We start from the raw sequence: 13,207 nt of genomic DNA on the forward strand, positions 1-13,207 counted from the left end.
TTTGCAAAAGCCTTGCCCCTGTGTTTGGAACGGCCTCAGACCTTCACGCGTTCCGACTTGGGATCGTACATCGGCTTGAGCGAGGCCTCGGCTTTGACCTTCACGCCACAGACGTCGATCTCGTAGGTCGACGCCAGCACATCCGCCGCCTTCTCGCCTTCGCACGGCACGTAGCCCAGGCCAACTGCGGCACCCAGCGTGTGGCCGTAGTTACCCGACGACAGGTAGCCCACGTATTCACCGTCACGGATGATTGGTTCATTGTGGAACAGCAAGGGTTCGCTGTCAGTCAGTTTGAACTGGACCAGACGGTTCTTGGGTCCGCTTTCCTTGCGCTCGATCACCGCCTGCTTGCCGATGAAGTCGCAGTCTTTGGTCGCCTTCACGGCAAAGCCCAGACCGGCATCCACGACGTGGTCTTCGCAGGTGATGTCGTGACCAAAGTGTCGGAAGCCCTTCTCGATCCGGCAGCTGTCCATCATGTGCATGCCGCAGAGTTTCAGGCCCATGTCCTGACCGGCTTCGAACAGGGTTTCAAAGGCATGCCCCGCCATATCCGAGGAGACATAGATCTCCCAGCCCAGCTCGCCGACATAGGTCACGCGGTGTGCACGGGCGAGGCCCATGCCCAGCTCGATCTCCTGCGCGGTGCCGAAGGGGTTCGCGGCGTTCGAGAAATCAGCCGGGGACACGGCTTCCAGCAGTTTGCGCGAATTTGGTCCCATCACGGCCAGAACACCCTCGCCAGCGGTCACATCAGTGATCACCACGTTGAAGTTGCCCTTGTTGCGCATCATCCAGGTCTGGTCGGCCAGACGGGTCGCCGCCGGCGTCACCACGAGGTACGACGTCTCGGTCAGACGGGTCACTGTCACATCCGCTTCGATGCCGCCGCGGTTGTTCAGGAACTGGGTGTAGACGATCTTGCCGTTGGGCACCGAGTAGTCGCCGCCCCCGACATAGTTCATGAAGGCTTCGGCATCCGGGCCTTCGACGCGGATTTTGCCGAAGGACGACATGTCGTACATGCCGACGTTCTCGCGCACGGCACGGTGCTCGGCGGCCGAGTTCTCGAACCAGTTCTGGCGCTTCCAGCTGTACTGGTATTCGCGTTCCTGACCCTCGTTGGCGAACCAGTTTGCCCGTTCCCACCCGGCCAGTTCGCCCATCACGGCGCCCTGTTCTTTCAGGTGGTGATGGAACGGCGTGCGGCGGACACCGCGAGCCGTGGCCTTCTGGCGATAGGGGAAGTGATCGGCATAAAGCAGGCCAAGCGTTTCCTTGGAGCGTTCGAAGAGGTACTGCTTGTTGCCCTGGAACGGCTGCATCCGGCTGATGTCAACATCGCCAAGGTCAAACGGCTTTTCGCCTGTATCCATCCATTCCGCCAGCGCCATGCCTGCGCCACCCGCCGACTGGATGCCGATCGAGTTGAAACCCGCAGCAACCCAGACGTTGTCCATCTCGGGTGCAAGGCCAAGGTGGTAGGCGTCATCGGGGGTAAAGGATTCAGGACCGTTGAAGAAGGTGTGAATGCCCGCCTCGGCCAGCATCGGCATCCGGTTGATCGCGTCTTCGAGGATCGGTTCGAAATGGTCGAAGTCTTCCGGCAGCTGGTCGAATTCAAAGCTGTCGGGAATGCCGTTCATCGCCCAGGGTTTTGCATTCGGCTCGAAGGCGCCAAGCATCATCTTGCCAGCATCTTCCTTGTAGTAGGCACATTCATCGGGAACGCGCAGAACCGGAAGCTGGGTCAGGCCTTCGATCGGCTCGGAGACGATGTAGAAGTGTTCACAGGCGTGCAGCGGTACGTTGACACCGGCCATGCGGCCCACTTCATGCCCCCACATGCCAGCACAGTTCACGATCATGTCGCACTCGATATGGCCGGACGCCGAACCATCGTCGGCAACCCAGTCGACACCGGTGACCTTGCGGCCCTCCTTGACGATATCGGTGACCTTGATGCGTTCCTTCACGATGCCGCCTCGCTGGCGGGCCCCCTTGGCCAGCGCCAGGGCGATGTTCGCCGGGTCGCCCTGCCCGTCAAGCGGCAGGTAGACAGCCCCGACAACGCCGTCGAGGTTCAGGTGCGGGTACATTTCCTGCACGCGTTCGTTCGAGATTTCCTCGACTTCGACGCCGAAGGCACGGGCCATCGCGGCCTGGCGGTAAATCTCTTCCTTGCGCTCCTCGGTCAGCGCCACGGTGATCGAGCCAACACGCTTGAAGCCGGTCGCCACACCGGTTTCCTCTTCCAGCGAGCCATAGAGTTCCTGGCTGTACTTTGCCAGCTTGGTCATGTTGGCCGTTGCGCGCAGCTGCGCGATCAGGCCAGCCGCGTGCCAGGTGGTGCCGGACGTCAACTGCTTGCGTTCAAGCAGCACAACATCCTCCCAGCCGAGTTTGGTCAGGTGATAGGCCACCGAACAGCCTACGACGCCACCGCCGATAATGACCACGCGGGCCTTGGTAGGAAGATCAGCCATCATGCTCTCCGAAATTCAGAATCTGATAAAATCTGACACGGAGTTGCGGCGGGAAATCCACCAAAAACGCCACGAAATGTGACGCATTCTACACCTTGTCGCTATTTCCCGTTCATTCTGCGCTGTTTGCGCATCGCCAGGGGGGTCACGCCGAAAAAGCTTTTGTAGAGGCCGGAAAAGCCGCTGCCAAAGCCGCAGGCAAGGCCGATCTCGCGCACGCTGAGGGTGGTGTTCAATAGCAGGTTGTTGGCCTTGCTCAGGCGAAGTTCGCGGTAATAGGTGTTGGGCGTGGTATCCAGGAAGGTGCGGAACTTGCGCTCGAGCGAGCGGTTGGAAATTCCCAGTAGACGCACCAACTCGTGGATCGGCAGCGGTTCCTCGATATTGGCCGTCATGAGTTCGATACAGTCATCCAGCTCTTTGTCGCCCGTGTTGGTGCCCTTCACGCCGCTGTAGGGCTGCGGGGTCGAGAAGTCGCGGATGCGTTCGTGCAGCAGGATGTCGGCGACCGTCATCTTTGCGGCGGCCGAGATATGGCGACCTGCCACGGCAAGGGCCACATCGATTGTGGCTTCCATTCCGGCACAGGTGACAACCTGTCCGTCTTCAATGGCCAAGAGCGAGTAGGCATCAAAGGTGCCCTGCTTCTCTCGCATGAAGGCGGAGTTTTCCCAATGGGTGGTCAGCGCCGCATGTTTGCCGCCGCGTTCGCTGATGTAACGCGCTGCGGCTTCGGCCAGCAGGTAGACCTGGGCATTGCGGAATGTATAGCGATCCACCTGTTGCCCAACCGAGAGCGCCGGGTTGCTGGGGTCAGAGTTGCCAAGCACGAAGAGATAGTCTGCCGTCGGGCGTGGCTCGACCGGTTTGGTTTCAACCAGAACGCCAGTGCGGCTGCGCACCAGCCCCCCGTGCAGAGACCGGAAGGTCCAGCTGAACACCGGCTGTACACTGACCCGGTTGGCGATCATGAGAACATCCACGATGCCCGCGAGTTCGATCAGCACGAACTCCTCGGCCAAGAGGATGTCAAAATGGAAGGTGCGTGTCGCGGATTCGAAATCGCGTTTACGTGCCGATGCCGTCATATCTCAAACCACCTCATGTCCTGCGGCACGCAATGTACGCGCCAGTTCGGCGATGTGATCGGGCCCCACTTCGCAGCAGCCCCCGACAATGGTCGCGCCCTGTTCCACCCACTGCATTGCAAAAGCCGTGTAGGCCTTGGGCGTCAGATCGACCCGGGCCTGAAGGGCATCCACCGTCGGGCTGTCCTGAAGAAAGCCGTCGGAGATGCGGGTGAACCCGTTGCCATAGGCCCCGAAAGGTTTCCCAAACCCCTTGATGATATCGAGCGCCGCAGCAATCGCCTCCGGGCGCGAACAGTTCACGAGAACCGCATCCGGCGCATAGGTTTCTACGATACCAGCCAGATCGCCTACGCCCTCGCCAGACCGCAGCAAGGACCCGTCGTCATCATTGACCGTGACGGAAAGCCAGACCGGTTTGCTTGCGGCGCGACAACCGCGCAAGGCGCCTTCCGCCTGGGCAACGGACGAGGCCGTCTCGATCAGGAACAGGTCAACACGGGCATCCATCATCCCGACCAACTCGGCATAAGGCACTTCGGCTTCGTCAGGCGGAGGGCAGATGTCCGGGCGATAGGACGCGCCCAAAGGCCCGAGCGACGCGGCAATGCGTCCCGAACCGTGTTTGGCAACTGCCGCCTCGGCCTCTTGCAGCGCCATTTCGACCAGCTCGTCGAATTTGTCTTCAATGCCACCCATCGGCAGGCGGTCGCGATGCACCGCATATGTGTTTGTCGTGGCGATGGTTGCGCCCACATCGAAATATTCGCCATGCACCTCGCGCACCAGGTGCGGATATTCAAGCATAACCGAGGTCGACCAGAGAGGAGTGGGACGGTCACCCGCCCGTTTCACGAGTTCCTGACCAATAGAGCCGTCAAGCAGAGTAATCTGGGTCATGTGGCCTCCTGTGGCGGAATAAGGACAAGTTTGCCCGGAAGAGTTTTTGCCATGAAATCCTCCTGAGCCTGCCCGATCATGCGCAAATCGTAGGTTTGCGACACCAATGGGCGAATTCGGCCTGCGTTCATGAGCATGACAAGACGTTCGAACACTTCGGGCGGTTGGTAAGTACAGCCGTGGATCGTGATGTCCGGCAGATAGATTTCCCGCAGATCGGCTTCGACGATCGGGCCGGCAATGGCACCGGACACGGCATAGTGCCCGCCCTGTTTGAGACTGCGGATCAGGTCGGGGAAGACAGGCCCGCCAACAACGTCGATGACCACATCGTAGGTGGAAAGCGCAGGCGTTTGCCCGCGTTCCAGAATGTCAGCCGCCCCGGCATTGCGCACGACATCGGCCTTCGCGGCCGAGGTCTGACCGGTCACACGCGCGCCACGCAAGGCCGCGAGTTGAACCGCCGCAAGACCGACACCACCAGATGCACCGGTGATCAGCACCGATTGCCCGTCGCGCACCCCGGCGCGGGTCAGCAGGTTTTCAGCCGTGCCAAAGGCACAGGGGATCGCGGCGATTTCGATGTCTGACAGAGGGGACGCGGATACATCGTAGATGTCCGCCGCCTCGACAAGACAGTATTGCGCGAATGCGCCATCAACCTCGGAGCCCAGCGCGATATAGGCGGTCGGGTTTTCAGACGTGGGGCGTGGCAGGTTGATCGGCCCTGTCACACGTGCCCCGATCTGAAGATCGACACCTTCGCCGATGGCCACAACGATGCCACAGAGATCGCCGCCCTGAATACGTGGAAACTGAAGCGCTCCGGCATGGCCACCGGCCTCGACCTCCTGGTCGACATCATCGGTCGCTCCGGTCACGTCAGAGGAATACCAGCCGATACGGGTGTTGATGTCGGTGTTGTTCACACCGGCGGCCAACACCCGCACCAGAACCTGCCCCGACACGGGTCGCGGGACAGGGATGTCCTCTCTCCATTCCAGCACCTCCGGGCCGCCATGCCCGGTCAGGTAAACGCCTTTCATCAGCTCTGGTATCATGGAGAGGTCCTTTCTTGTGCCCTGGATGCCCCTGCCAGCAGACGGAGTTTTCCGCCTGCCGACAAGGCTAACCCAAGGTTACGCACGCAGCCTTTCGTTGGCCGGATCCCAGAGAGGTTCGTCTTTCTGAACCACGGCGCGATACTTCTCGCCATAGATCTCGACCTCAAGTTCCGTGCCCGGCTCGGCGTGTTCGGGCTTGATCATGCCCAGCGCGATGGATGCGCCGATGCGGTGACCGTAGCCACCCGAGGTGGTCTCGCCGATGATCTCGCCGTCCTTCCAGACACAGGACATGTAAGGTGCATCCGCATCTCCTGCGTCCACGATCAAGGTCACGAAGGTCTTCTTCACGCCCTGTTGCTTTTCCGAAAGGATCGCGGCCTTGCCCGGGAAGTCCTGCGGCTTGTCGAGTTTGACAAAGCGGCCAAGACCACCTTCCAGCAGCGAATAGTCGGTCGACAGATCGCCCTTCCACGCACGATAGCCTTTTTCAAGACGCATCGAGTTGAGCGCATACATGCCAAACGGCTTGGCCCCGGCATCGAGGATCGCGTCATAGATGGCGGGCATGTCTTCGTTCAGCGCGTGGACTTCCCAGCCCAGTTCACCGGCAAAGGACACACGCACCAGATGGGCGGGCTTGCCTGCCACAGTGGCGGCCTGATGGGTCAGCCAACCCAGCGAAAGGTCGGCATCGTCGCTGAGGCCACCAATGATCTCGCGCGATTTTGGGCCGGTCACGATCAGCGTGTCGCGGGTGGTGGTGACGTCTTCGACAGTCACACCAGCGGGCATTGCCTGAACCAGAATGTCACGGTCGTGCCACTGCGCGGTGGCGGCAGTGATCATCACGAACTCGTCCTCGCCCAGACGCAGACAGGACATTTCCGTCAGGATACGGCCACGCGGATCGGAGATGTAGACCAGGTTGATACGGCCCACCTTCGGAAGACCGCCGGCAACCAGCCCGCGCAGTGCCTCGGCGGCACCTTCGCCTTTGACCATGAAGCGCGAGAAACCCGGAAGATCCAGCACACCACAGTTGTCGCGGACGTTCTCGACCTCTTCCTTGATGCGCTGCTCCCAAGGACCAGAACGGCCCCAGGTGTGCGTTGCTTCTTCCGAAGTGTCGTCACCGTCTTTGGCAAACCAGTTGGCGCGTTCCCAACCGTTGTAGGCCCCCATCTGGCCGCCCAGCGCCTTGACCTTGTCGTGCACCGGCGACAGTTTCTTGTCGCGGGCTGCGGGCCATTCGTGGTGCGGATAGTGCATGGCGTATTCGTTGCCGTAGACTTCCATGCCTTTCTGATCGCAGTAATCCTGGTCGGTGTAGTCGGTATAGCGGCGCGGATCGACCGCCCACATATCCCACTCGGTGGCACCATCGACGATCCATTCGGCCATGACCTTACCGGCGCCACCGCCCTGCGCGATGCCGAAGGTAAAGACGCAAGCCTCGAAGGCGTTCTCGACACCCGGCATCGGGCCGATCAGCGGCAGACCATCAGGCGCATAGGGGATCGGGCCGTTGATGACACTCGAGACGCCCGAGGTTGCCATCAGCGGCACACGTTCCATTGCGTCGGTGACGATGTCTTCGATCCGGTCAAGATCTTCCTGCCAAAGCTGGAACGAGAAGTCCTCGGGCATCTTGTCATCGGTCGACGACAGCCAGTGGCCTTTGCAGTTCGGCTCGTAGGGGCCAAGGTTGTAGCCGTTCTTTTCCTGACGCAGATAGTAGGACACATCCACGTCACGGATCAGCGGAAGCTTCTTGCCGTGCTCTTTGGACCAGGCTTCGACTTCGGGGATCTGCTCGGTCAGCAGGTACTGGTGCTCCATGACCATCATCGGCACGGTGCGGCCGCCATAGGGCAGGAACCATTCGCCAACGCGCTGGGCATAGTAGCCGGCCGCGTTCACGACATAGTCACATTCGATGTCGCCCTTGTCGGTGTGCACGATCCAGGTCTTGTCTTCCTTCTGGGTCACGCCGGTGGCGGGGCAGAAACGGATGATTTTCTGTCCCATGTCGCGCGCACCCTTGGCAAGCGCCTGGGTCACCTGTGCCGGGTCGATGTCACCATCGGTCGGATCCCACAGCACGCCTTCAAGGTCATGGGTTTCAAGGAACGGGTAATGCTCCTTGGTCTCTTCCGGGGTCCAGATCTCCATCTCGATACCCTGGTAGCGACCCATCGACTTGGCGCGTTCGAATTCCTGCATACGCTCTTTGGTATGCGCCAGACGGATCGAGCCCGACTGGTGATAGTTCATCGGATAGTCGACCTCTTCGCCGAGACGTGCATAGAGCTCGGTCGAGTAGCGCTGCATGTTCATGATCGCCCAGGAGGTCGAAAACGTCGGCACGTTGCCTGCGGCGTGCCAGGTCGAACCGGCGGTCAGCTCGTTCTTTTCGAGCAGCACACAATCGGTCCAGCCTTTCTTGCCAAGGTGATACAACGTCGAGGCACCGATAACGCCGCCGCCGATGATGACCACACGGGCCTTGGATGGAAAATCAGACATGAGAACTCCCTAGTTAGTCTGTTTGCGGAACGCCGTCCGCAATCTCGTAGTAGTCGCCCTTGTCGGCGACAAAGATGTGCTTGGAGAGCTTGAGACCGGTTGGCCCGTCGACGGCTCCAAGGGAAAAGCTGATCGTGTCCTCATCATGGGCTTTCCAGAACAGGAAAGACCCGCACTTGGGACACAGGCCGCGTTTGGCCGTTTCGGAAGCGGCAAACCAAAGCACCTCTCCCGTGATCTTGAGATCGTCTTCGGCAACAAAGGCTGATGACCATACGCCACCGGATTGTTTGCGGCATTGGCTGCAATGGCACATAGACGGCCCTTGCGGCCGGGCCGACGTTTCGAAACGGATGTCTCCGCAAAGGCAGGATCCCTTAAGCATCACGCGCCCCTCAATAGACCGGCGGTGCGATCACCCAGATCGCCACGCAGGGGTCTTCATAGGGGTTGGACCACTGGTACTCTTCATTGCGGATACGAAAACTGTCGCCGGGACCGACGGTGAAATCACGGCCACCAATACGCAGATCAAGGCGGCCAGAGATGATGTAGCCGACCTCCTGTGTCGGACGGCAGGCTGGCAATTGCATCTTCGAGAGCGGCTGGAAGGTGGAATGCACCATTTCGAAATCGTCCGTGAGATCGGGTGAAAGCAGCTCTTCCACGAGCCCCTCGGTGCTGCCCCCCATCGGGCGTCGTGCGCCGGCACGTACAACATATCCCTGCTCACCCGCAGGTACGCTGGAATGGCCGAACAACATCGACATCGGCACACCCAGAACCTCGCCGATCTGGCGCAGGTCGGAAATCGTCGGTTCGGATTTGTCGCGCTCCACCTGGCTGAGCCAGCCAACTGATCGGCCAAGACGCTCGGCCATCTCGACGAGGGTCAACCCGCGCGACTTGCGCAGCGCGCGGATGTCCGCGCCAAGGGTTTCCAGATCGGTGGGCGTCTTGTGTAGCATGTGAAGCGATATTTCGTGAAATTTTCTCGATGAATTTCACGGTGCCTCAAGTTCGTGAAATTTCCAAGAGTTTTTTCACGACGCAGCGCAGCAAAAATGACGCCACGGTAGTGACAGCGCCAATTGAGAGGTTTCCTTGCAAAGAAAAAGGAGGCCGAAGCCTCCTTTGATCACACCGCTTGCGCGAAGGTTCTTTCGATAATTTCTGTAATTTTATCAGCATCTTCCTGCGTAAAGGCATCCGGTTGATCACTGTCGATATCGAAGACGCCAAGCAGCTTGCCCGCGCTATCTCGCACAGGCAGAACCAATTCCGACCGTGTGCTCGAAGAACAGGCAATATGACCGGGAAAGGCCTCGACATCGGCCACCAACTGCACGTCCCCGGTACGCGCCGCCGCGCCGCAGACCCCTCGAGAGAAGGGAATCACCAGACACCCGTGCCCGCCCTGATAGGGGCCGATCTTGAGAAGCTCGGGGCCAACCACGCGGTAAAACCCGGTCCAGTCGAACCGGTCATCGCTGTGATGCACCTCGCAGGCGACCGTTGCCATCAGCGACACGGTGTCGGTTTCGTTCTCGGTAAGCGCGGAGATGACACGCCCCAATTCTTCGTAGTTCACCCGCATTCATCCCTCCTGCAAAATCCGGTCGAAAGGGACACACTCGTTCGCCGATTGCAATCCAAATTTGCAATTGCCTGAAAAAGGCAACCAAGGACTCGGTCTTGCGGCAAAAGCGATGCCGAGACAAAAAACACCCAGTACGGAATCTTGCTGCATGCGAAAGCCGCATGTTAAATATGCCACCGTAACGGTTTTCTATTTCATCCCACTCACTCTGAAATCAATTGAGACAATTATGAAACTTCTCCTCCATGTTGGCCCCCCGAAGTCCGGCACCTCCGCGATCCAAAGCTGCTTGCAACAATCGAAAGACGAACTTGCACAAAAAGGTATTTTTGCTGTTTGCGAAAAATCCCTCATGAATCAGGCGCTTTCTCTGGATCTCATGGAACAGGAACAGATGACGAAGGCAGCGGTCATCTTGAAGTTCGGTTCTGCGAAAGAGGCGCGAGAATGGAGTGCCGAGAACTGGAAAAATCTTGAGAAAGAGATCAAGGAAAAGCAGCCGAAACTGACGATCATCTCGGAAGAGTTCCTCTTTTCAGTTCCGGACAAGAACGCCCTGCGCGCGCGCTTGGAAACCATGTTCGATTCTATCTCGGTGGTTGCCTACCTGCGTGATCCGGTTGCCCGCTTTCCATCCGGATTTAACCAGAAAATCCGCGGGGGGAAGTCGTTGTCGGGTATTCTCCAACGGCGCAAGCTTGTCCCCGAGTTCAAACCAAACCTGATGCAGTACGTCGAGGCCTTTGGCCAGGAGGCCATGATCGTGCGGCATTTTGATCGGGCAAACTTTCCTGACGGGTCTCTCGAAAAGGATTTTGCTGGGATCATTTCATCTCTGATGGGCGAAGACATCACGCTCGTTGAAAGCGAAGCGACGGCGAACGAAAGCTTGCCGGGGGCGGCTGTTGCTGCACTGCTGATGATGAACGAATACTGGACACACAATAAGGATGCCTCGGATCGTCCGCTTGTCGCACGGCGCCGTAACCTGATCCGCCGTCTTCGCGAACTGCCCAGCATCATGGATTTGCCGCGCTTTGAGCTGACGGATGAAGCCATCAAATCGCACATCCGGGCCCAGATGGATGACGAAATCCGCTGGGCCAACGAGACGTTTTTCCAGGACCAGCCCCAAATTCCTACGGCAGACAGCTCTCAGCTGCTCAAACGCAAAGAGCTTGCTCACCGTCTGGTCGATTGGGTCTACTCATATCTTGAGGGCGATGCCGCGCGGATCGTAGCGCAGGAGACGCTGCGCAAACGCGCCCCGTCAGGCAAATCGGAAAGCGAATGAAACAAGACCCGCCCCACAAATGAAACTTGGGGGCGGGCCTCGTCAGATTTGCGGGCGACTTTAGACGCGCTCAATCGCGATGGCCGTGCCTTCGCCACCACCGATGCAGATCGCGGCAACGCCGCGTTTCAGCCCACGCTTTTCAAGCGCATTCAGCAAAGTGACCATGATACGGGCACCCGAGGCACCAATGGGATGGCCCAGCGCACAGGCGCCGCCGTTCACGTTCACCTTGTCGCGCGGCAGGCCCATTTCATGCATGAAGGCCATGGGCACCACGGCGAAGGCTTCGTTCACTTCCCAAAGATCCACGTCGTCCTTGGACCAGCCGATGTTTTCCAGAAGCTTTTGCGCGGCCGGAACGGGCGCGGTCGTGAACAGGCCCGGTGCCTGCGCATGGCTTGCGTGGCCAACGACGCGGGCGCGGATGTTCATGCCACGCTCTTTCGCGGCCTCTTCCGAGGCCAGAACCAAAGCCGCCGCGCCATCGGAAATCGAAGAGGAGTTGGCCGGTGTCACCGTGCCGTCCTTGCGGAAGGCGGGCTTCAGCTGCGGGATCTTCTCGGGGCGGGCATTGCCGGGCTGTTCGTCCTCAGCAAAGGTCACGTCGCCCTTGCGCGTCTGGATCACGACCGGTGCAATCTCGCCTTCGAAAGCGCCCGACTGCTGCGCTTCAAGCGCGTTTGAAAGCGACTTCAGCGCATATTCGTCCTGGGCTTCGCGGGTGAACTGAAAGTTTTCGGCGCAGTCTTCGGCAAAGGTGCCCATCAGGCGGCCCTTGTCATAGGCGTCTTCCAGACCGTCGAGGAACATGTGATCCTGCACCTGCTGGTGGCCGATCCGCGCCCCACCCCGCATCTTGGGAAGCACATAGGGGGCATTGGTCATGCTCTCCATGCCACCGGCGATCATCACGTCGGTATTGCCGAGCGCGATCTGGTCAAAGCCGACCATCGCCGCCTTCATGCCCGAGCCGCACATCTTGTTGAGCGTGGTCGCGGGAACCTCTTCGCCAAGACCACCGGCAAACCCGGCCTGACGTGCGGGGGCCTGGCCCTGGCCAGCGGGCAGAACACAGCCCATGACCACCTCGTCCACGGTATCCGTTTTGGCATCTTCCAGCGCGGCCTTGATGGCGACACCACCCAGTTTCGCGGCCTCGACACCGTCGAACATGCCTTGGAACCCTCCCATCGGGGTCCGCGCTGCGCCTGCGATCACTACGTTTTTCATCGTCGCCCTCCTCTGGCGATTCATCTGACTGCCTTCCAGATGAAGGACAATCCTTTCATGGATGTTTCAGGCGGCATCATCCCCTTGGCAGGCGACAAGGTCCATCCCGCGAAAATACGGGGCAACGGATTGGTAAGGGATTGGCCGTAACGTTGCGGGTATGGGCAACAAGGACGGGCTTCATGCAGCTTTCAAGTGACATGCAAAACGGCACGCTGGTGGTGACGGTGGATGAGCCGCGCATCGACGCCGCCATCGCGATCCAGTTCAAGGACAGGATGCGCAGTGCCACGGAACAGGGCAAGGCGCGGGTGGTTCTCAATCTTGCAAAGGTGGATTTCATCGATTCCAGTGGCCTTGGCGCCATCGTTGCGGCGATGAAACAACTCGGGCAGCAGCGCCGCCTTGATCTGTCATGCCTCAACCCGAACGTCGACAAGGTGTTCCGCCTGACGCGGATGGACACGGTGTTTCGCATTCACGACACATTAGGAGACGCCCTCGCAGACTAGCGCAATCCAACAGGACACGATGGACAGTTTTGCCCCTGAATTCTCGCTTCAGTTTCCAAGTTCCGCCAAGGATGTGCGCGGGGCGCTGCTGAAGATGCGTAGCTACCTTGGTCACATCGGCATCACTGGCGATGCGGCGGGCCAGATCGAAATCGTTCTGGCGGAAATCCTCAACAATGTTGTCGAGCACGCCCTACAGGAAGCGGGTGAAGGCGTAATTCAGCTCAACTGTGAACCGCGGGAGGACATGCTGCGCTTTGCGGTATGCGACAACGGTGATGCGATGCCCGATGGCAGGGTGCCCGGCCCGCGCTTGCCATGCCTCAACACCGCGTTCCACGATCTCCCCGAGGGTGGCTTCGGCTGGGCCTTGGTGCATATGCTGGCCCGTGATCTGCACTATGAAAGGATCGCGACCAACAACATCCTCTACTTCTCGGTCGCGACGTCACACCCGACGTGATTGGCAAACCCAAGACTGCGCCCTAAAGTCCCTTC

The 13,207-nt window shown here is 59.6% G+C and carries 12 protein-coding genes; 3 read left to right on the top strand and 9 right to left on the bottom strand.

Features of this window, described 5'->3' with window-relative positions; genetic code table 11:
* Positions 1–35: 35 nt before the first annotated feature.
* The 8 genes from NNA36_RS02820 to NNA36_RS02855 all read right to left on the bottom strand — a co-directional run bounded on the left by NNA36_RS02820 (position 36) and on the right by NNA36_RS02855 (position 9,667).
* Positions 36–2,489, bottom strand: coding sequence for an FAD-dependent oxidoreductase (locus NNA36_RS02820; protein ID WP_255104011.1), 2,454 nt, complete (start codon positions 2,487–2,489; stop codon positions 36–38).
* Between the two features lie 101 nt (positions 2,490–2,590).
* Positions 2,591–3,577 (bottom strand): GlxA family transcriptional regulator, encoded by a 987-nt coding sequence (locus tag NNA36_RS02825; RefSeq protein WP_255104013.1) that lies wholly within the window; start codon positions 3,575–3,577, stop codon positions 2,591–2,593.
* Positions 3,578–3,580: 3 nt separating this feature from the next.
* Positions 3,581–4,477: a homocysteine S-methyltransferase family protein gene (locus NNA36_RS02830; RefSeq protein ID WP_255104014.1), complete on the bottom strand. Its 897-nt coding sequence runs from the start codon at positions 4,475–4,477 to the stop codon at positions 3,581–3,583.
* The gene (locus tag NNA36_RS02835) at positions 4,474–5,535 is read right to left on the bottom strand and encodes an alcohol dehydrogenase family protein (protein WP_255104390.1); all 1,062 of its coding nucleotides are present in this window, start codon (positions 5,533–5,535) and stop codon (positions 4,474–4,476) included. Before NNA36_RS02835 ends, NNA36_RS02830 begins: the two co-directional genes overlap by 4 nt.
* A gap of 81 nt (positions 5,536–5,616) precedes the next feature.
* Entirely contained in the window at positions 5,617–8,070 is a 2,454-nt protein-coding gene (locus NNA36_RS02840; RefSeq protein ID WP_255104015.1) for an FAD-dependent oxidoreductase, read from the bottom strand.
* Between the two features lie 13 nt (positions 8,071–8,083).
* Positions 8,084–8,455: a GFA family protein gene (locus NNA36_RS02845; RefSeq protein WP_255104016.1), complete on the bottom strand. Its 372-nt coding sequence runs from the start codon at positions 8,453–8,455 to the stop codon at positions 8,084–8,086.
* A gap of 10 nt (positions 8,456–8,465) precedes the next feature.
* The gene (locus tag NNA36_RS02850; RefSeq protein ID WP_255104017.1) at positions 8,466–9,038 is read right to left on the bottom strand and encodes a helix-turn-helix domain-containing protein; all 573 of its coding nucleotides are present in this window, start codon (positions 9,036–9,038) and stop codon (positions 8,466–8,468) included.
* Between the two features lie 170 nt (positions 9,039–9,208).
* A complete protein-coding gene (locus NNA36_RS02855) occupies positions 9,209–9,667 on the bottom strand; it encodes a GAF domain-containing protein (protein ID WP_255104018.1) in 459 nt (152 codons plus the stop codon).
* Between the two features lie 61 nt (positions 9,668–9,728).
* Between NNA36_RS02855 and NNA36_RS02860 the strand changes: the two genes are divergently transcribed.
* A complete protein-coding gene (locus NNA36_RS02860; RefSeq protein ID WP_255104019.1) occupies positions 9,729–10,964 on the top strand; it encodes a hypothetical protein in 1,236 nt (411 codons plus the stop codon).
* A gap of 60 nt (positions 10,965–11,024) precedes the next feature.
* On the opposite strand, the gene NNA36_RS02865 is transcribed toward NNA36_RS02860, so the two are convergent.
* Positions 11,025–12,197 carry an acetyl-CoA C-acyltransferase gene (locus NNA36_RS02865; protein WP_255104020.1) on the bottom strand — a complete coding sequence of 391 codons (1,173 nt, stop codon included), beginning with the start codon at positions 12,195–12,197 and terminating at the stop codon, positions 11,025–11,027.
* A gap of 182 nt (positions 12,198–12,379) precedes the next feature.
* Here NNA36_RS02865 and NNA36_RS02870 point away from each other — a divergent pair, with 182 nt between their 5' ends.
* Positions 12,380–12,709 (top strand): STAS domain-containing protein, encoded by a 330-nt coding sequence (locus NNA36_RS02870; RefSeq protein WP_255104021.1) that lies wholly within the window; start codon positions 12,380–12,382, stop codon positions 12,707–12,709.
* Positions 12,710–12,728: 19 nt separating this feature from the next.
* Entirely contained in the window at positions 12,729–13,172 is a 444-nt protein-coding gene (locus NNA36_RS02875) for an ATP-binding protein (RefSeq protein ID WP_255104023.1), read from the top strand.
* The last annotated feature ends 35 nt before the right edge of the window (positions 13,173–13,207 follow it).

Origin of the sequence: Shimia sp. CNT1-13L.2, assembly GCF_024331145.1 — a bacterium.
Taxonomy (GTDB): Bacteria; Pseudomonadota; Alphaproteobacteria; order Rhodobacterales; family Rhodobacteraceae; genus Shimia.

Coding starts and splice junctions, on each gene's coding strand:
- NNA36_RS02820 (WP_255104011.1), bottom strand. CDS start 2,489: ATGGCTGATCTTCCTACCAAGGCCCGCGTGGTCATTATCGGCGGTGGC.
- NNA36_RS02825 (WP_255104013.1), bottom strand. CDS start 3,577: ATGACGGCATCGGCACGTAAACGCGATTTCGAATCCGCGACACGCACC.
- NNA36_RS02830 (WP_255104014.1), bottom strand. CDS start 4,477: ATGACCCAGATTACTCTGCTTGACGGCTCTATTGGTCAGGAACTCGTG.
- NNA36_RS02840 (WP_255104015.1), bottom strand. CDS start 8,070: ATGTCTGATTTTCCATCCAAGGCCCGTGTGGTCATCATCGGCGGCGGC.
- NNA36_RS02845 (WP_255104016.1), bottom strand. CDS start 8,455: ATGCTTAAGGGATCCTGCCTTTGCGGAGACATCCGTTTCGAAACGTCG.
- NNA36_RS02850 (WP_255104017.1), bottom strand. CDS start 9,038: ATGCTACACAAGACGCCCACCGATCTGGAAACCCTTGGCGCGGACATC.
- NNA36_RS02855 (WP_255104018.1), bottom strand. CDS start 9,667: ATGCGGGTGAACTACGAAGAATTGGGGCGTGTCATCTCCGCGCTTACC.
- NNA36_RS02865 (WP_255104020.1), bottom strand. CDS start 12,197: ATGAAAAACGTAGTGATCGCAGGCGCAGCGCGGACCCCGATGGGAGGG.
- NNA36_RS02870 (WP_255104021.1), top strand. CDS start 12,380: ATGCAGCTTTCAAGTGACATGCAAAACGGCACGCTGGTGGTGACGGTG.
- NNA36_RS02875 (WP_255104023.1), top strand. CDS start 12,729: ATGGACAGTTTTGCCCCTGAATTCTCGCTTCAGTTTCCAAGTTCCGCC.